This window comes from Megamonas rupellensis DSM 19944 (assembly GCF_000378365.1).
Lineage (GTDB): Bacteria > Bacillota > Negativicutes > Selenomonadales > Selenomonadaceae > Megamonas > Megamonas funiformis.
On the sequence record NZ_KB899625.1, the window covers coordinates 1 to 4,880 of the forward strand.

A 4,880-nucleotide genomic window follows, 5' to 3' on the forward strand; every position below is an offset into this window, starting at 1 on the left:
ACTTGAACTAGTGACCTCACGCTTATCAGGCGTGCGCTCTAACCAGCTGAGCTATAGGCCCATATTCTTATGTTCAAGCCGTTTGGCTTTTTTCTTATTGGCTCACGAGCCAGCTTCTATAGTATATTAAATAATGAGCCTCTTGTCAACACTTTTTTTGATTTTTTTTTTATATTTTTATAAAAACTATAAAAAGCTTTATATTTCAAGTGTTTTTAATCATCGAAAAGTGTTTTTTCTTTCTCTTTTTTATGCTAAAATCTATTTAAATTCACTTTATGATTATTTATAGAGGTTATATTATGTCAAAACTTATCAATAAAATTTTATTAATCATGTCCACAATACTCATTTTATTCGTTGTTTCGTTTAGTGCAGTATTTGGCTATCTATTCTTTCAACATTCTCAAAATATAGAAAGCAGTCGTTTAGAAAGCACAGCTTTATCTTTAGCTGATATTTTGAGTAAGTCTACAGGTAACAATCCTTTAACTAATATATATAACGCTAATGTTTTGCAATTAGTAAATATATTAGAACAAGGTGAAATATGGCTTGTAGATAAAAATACACTACAAATTATAGGCTCTCGCTTTAATCCAGCGTTAACTTATGACCAACTTCCAGCTCAAGCAGCCAATGACCTTCAATCCATTTTAAACGGTCAAAATATTCGCACTCAAGCCTTCAATATATATACACAGCCACATTATACTACAATTGGTGTTCCTATATATGATAGTGAAGGTAATGTCAAAGGAGCATTGCTTTTTCATAGCAAAATGCCTACATTAAAATTCAGTTGGTATGATGGAATTGCTTTAATGCTATTTTGTTCTATAGTCCTATTTGTAATTTTAATACTTCTCTTAAAAGCTCTCCTAAAAAAATACGTTTTACCTTTAGAAGTATTAAATCAATTTATTGAAAAGATTTTGCATCATAATTATACTTCCCATATAAAAACAAAGGCTAGTGATGAGATAGCTCAACTAGCTCAAAATTTAAATCGTCTTTCTTTATATTTACAAAATCTCGAAACTACATCTAAAGCTAAAGCTCAATCTGATAATAATTTAATCATAAAAACAGCTTATAAACTCCATACTCCTTTAAAAGAATTAAAACATGATATACACGAATTAGCTCAAAAAAAATCCAATATACCTGAGCCATATTTAAAACAAATGCAAAAAAATATTGATAAACTAGATATGATTGCTAATAATCTTTTAGATTTATCTCAATTAGATAATAAAGATTTTACACTTCAAAAAGATTTACTCAATTTAATAGAAATTCTTCAAGATAGTATAAAAGCTCGTGAAAAAGTAGCTAAGGAACAAAATATAAAGATAGATTTAAAAATAAGTCTAGCTAAAGAAATTATTTTATTTACAGGAGATAAAAATCGCCTTAAACAAATGTTTTGTGAAACTTTAGATAAAGCACTTCAAATCTATCCTCAAAAAAGTGATTTAATCATAAAGATTTTAGAAGATGACAACAATTATTATATCTATATGCAAAACAATAATGATGAAATATCTGTCGAACACCTACCAGAAATGTTTCCTCAATTTTATCAAACCGCAGAAGATGATACTATCTTAAATAGCATTGAACTAAAAATTGCCCAACATCTAGCTAGTTTACATCAAATAAAATTAATAACAGAAAAACAGTCTGATAAATATACTGTTTTTAAATTTACAATTAGCAAATAAAATAAAAAACTCATTTCAATATTTAAATTAACTATGAAAACAAATCTTATTTTTATAGTCAATTTCATTGAAATGAGTTTTTTTATTACTTATCTAAAAGAAAAATCTTATCTTGAGGTAATTTTACATATATAGTATCGCCAATTCTTTTATTATTTTGCCAATACTCTTTGCTGACTTCTAAACGAATGGCTTGTTTCGCATTTTCTTTTCTCAACATTATAACTATGCTAAAAATATTTTCTACTAATTCATCAATGATAAATTCTTCTACATTTATATCTTTTTTTCTTTCTTTATCATCAACTATCATTAACTCATGGGCTCTAATGCCTATGTATCTATCTTTATCACTTATTTCACTAGCAACTGTTAAATCTATATTCCAATCAATAGCTCTACATAAATACTTGTCTATTTTATCGATGCGTGAATGATTTTTGCAACCACTCAATTTAGAAGCAGCTATTGAATTTGGTTTTTCAAATAAATCTTTTTTAGTGCTAAAAGACACAGTTTTTCCTTGTGATAATACCATAATTTCATCACAAAAACGATAAATTTCATCTCTATTATGGGAAACGAATAACACATTTTTACCATAAAGTTTTAAAACTTTTGCTAATTCTAATTCAACTTGCCATTTCAAAAAATCATCTAAAGCCGAAAAAGGTTCATCTAACATTAATATATCAGGCTGTGAAGCAAAAATCCTAGCTAATGCTACTCTTTGTTGTTGCCCTCCTGATAAATTTTTAGGATAAGCCTTTTTTAAATTTTCTAAATGAAAAATTTTTAAATACTTAGCTATAATTTCTTTTTGCTCTTCTTTAATTTTTATACCTACAGTAATATTTTCTTCAACATTCATATGAGGAAACAACGCATAATTTTGAAATAAATAGCCTATATTTCGCTTTTGTGGTGATAAATTAATCTTTTTTTCACTGTCAAACAAAACTCTACCATTGAGAATTATCCTTCCTTCATCTGGTGTTTCTATCCCTGCAATACATTTTAATGTCATACTCTTACCGCAACCAGATGCACCTAATACACCTAAAATTCCTTTTTCAGTGTAAAAATTCACATCTAAACTAAAATCAGGATAATATTTTTTTATTGCCACTTCTAAAGCCATTTACTTCACCTCAACTATTGACTTTTTGTTGCTGTTTTAACCAATAATTCATCAATACCATTACCATTAATGATACAACAATTATTATCCCTGCCCAAACAAAAGCCGTTTCTTGGTCATTTGCTTGCACTGCTGAATAAATAGCTGTGGACATTGTCTGCGTTTTTCCTGGAATATTACCTGCTAGCATAATTGTCGCTCCAAATTCACCTAAAGCCCTAGCAAAAGATAAAATTGCACCTGCTAATATACCGGATTTTGCCAAAGGTAATATAATCTTCCAAAAGATTTTTTCTTCACTCATACCTAAAGTTCTCGCTGCAAAAATCAAATCTTTATCTATTTGCTCGAAAGCTCCACGCGTCGTTCTATACATCAGTGGGAAAGAAACTACAACTGCTGTAATTACAGTAGCTGGCCAGGAAAAAATTATATTAATATCAAACAAAGCTAAAAATTGTCCAATAAAACTATTTTTTCCTAAAAATAACAATAAGAAAAAACCCACTACAGTAGGAGGCAAAACTAAAGGTAAAGTGATGATGCCATCTATAAATCCTTGATATTTTTTTAATTTGCAAATAAATCTAGCTGCATATATACCTAAAATAAAAGTAATTATTGTAGCAAGTCCCGCTGTTTTTAAGGAAATATATAATGGAGAAAAATCCATATTTTCACCTCAAATGAAAATAGCGACAAGCTAAAGCATTAATCTGCTTTAATTTGTCGCTACATATTTTATTATTTTACGTTAAATCCATATTTTGCTAAAATATTTTTTTGTGCATCTTGAGATAAATATGCAATAAAATCTTTTGCTACATCTGGATTTTTAGAGGAATTTACCATCGCTATTGGATAAACTACAGGTTTATGCGTATTTTCTGGTGCTTCCATCAATACTTTAACTTTATCAGAAATAGCTGCATCTGTAGCATAAACTATACCGCAATCTACTTCGCCTGTTTCTACCCAACCGAGAACTTGACGTACATCAGAAGCATATACTGCCTTCTGTTTCATAGCGTCTAGTATCTTTAAATTAGAGAAGATTTCTTCTGAATATTGTCCAACTGGTACAGCTTTTGGTTCACCTAAAGCTATTTTATTGACTTTATCTGTAGCCACATCAGCAAAATCATTTAAAGATAATTCACTGTCTTTTGGCACAATTAAAACCACTTTATTCTCCAATAAATCTTTACGCGTGGACTTATCAATTAATCCTTTCTCATCTAGGGCATTCATCTGTTTTTGTGCTGCTGAAATAAATACATCAGCAGGAGCCCCTTGTTCTATCTGTGTTTGTAAGGCACCAGAACTTCCAAAGTTATATGTTAATTTCACATTTGGATGTTCTTTTTCATAATTTGCACCAATTTCTTTTATAGCATCTGTCATGCTAGCAGCTGCTACAATATAAACTTCTTGTTGCTTTTCTGTTTTTTGAGAACTATTATCTTGAGAAGTATTTCCACAACCAGCAAATACAACAGTTAATAAACAAAATATCACTAATATAACTATATTTTTGCCATTGCTTTTCATTTTAAAATCCTTCCTCTAATTAAAAACAATAATTACAAATTATTCCCTCTTAGAAATTAATAACTGTAAGAGCTACTAAACAAACAGAAGCGATTGTTACCATAATGCTATTCACTGATGTCTTCCTCCTTATCCTATTATCCATATATGAAAATATATTTATTTTTATACAAATAAAAAAGACAGGTTATCCTGTCTTTATCTAATGCCCGAAGGCTTATTATTTAATATGGTGGAGATGAGGAGATTCGAACTCCTGACCCCCTGCTTGCAAGGCAGGTGCTCTCCCAACTGAGCTACACCCCCATATATAGAGAGATATTCTCTCAAAACCAAACAATGCTCGAATGTGCTCGACACATGCCGTTACCTCGGTAACGCATGCTCCTTAGAAAGGAGGTGATCCAGCCGCACCTTCCGATACGGCTACCTTGTTACGACTTCACCCCAATCATCGCCCC

The 4,880-nt window shown here is 30.2% G+C and carries 4 protein-coding genes, 1 tRNA gene and 1 rRNA gene; 1 reads left to right on the forward strand and 5 read right to left on the reverse strand.

Annotated features, from left to right (window positions below; genetic code table 11):
* Positions 1–302 precede the first annotated feature (302 nt).
* Positions 303–1,727: a HAMP domain-containing sensor histidine kinase gene (locus F553_RS0111405; RefSeq protein WP_019000194.1), complete on the forward strand. Its 1,425-nt coding sequence runs from the start codon at positions 303–305 to the stop codon at positions 1,725–1,727.
* Positions 1,728–1,812: 85 nt separating this feature from the next.
* Here F553_RS0111405 and F553_RS0111410 read toward each other — a convergent pair whose 3' ends face one another.
* The 5 genes from F553_RS0111410 to F553_RS0111430 all read right to left on the reverse strand — a co-directional run.
* On the reverse strand, positions 1,813–2,868 hold the full coding sequence (locus F553_RS0111410; protein WP_019000195.1) for a sulfate/molybdate ABC transporter ATP-binding protein: 1,056 nt from the start codon (positions 2,866–2,868) through the stop codon (positions 1,813–1,815).
* Between the two features lie 10 nt (positions 2,869–2,878).
* Positions 2,879–3,541 (reverse strand): molybdate ABC transporter permease subunit, encoded by a 663-nt coding sequence (modB, locus tag F553_RS0111415; protein ID WP_019000196.1) that lies wholly within the window; start codon positions 3,539–3,541, stop codon positions 2,879–2,881.
* 71 nt (positions 3,542–3,612) lie between these two features.
* Complete coding sequence (gene modA / locus F553_RS0111420) at positions 3,613–4,419, reverse strand: molybdate ABC transporter substrate-binding protein (RefSeq protein ID WP_019000197.1); 807 nt, start codon at positions 4,417–4,419, stop codon at positions 3,613–3,615.
* 230 nt (positions 4,420–4,649) lie between these two features.
* Positions 4,650–4,725: transfer RNA gene (locus F553_RS0111425), tRNA-Ala, on the reverse strand.
* Positions 4,726–4,811: 86 nt separating this feature from the next.
* A 16S ribosomal RNA gene (locus F553_RS0111430) occupies positions 4,812–4,880 on the reverse strand; the annotation flags it as partial.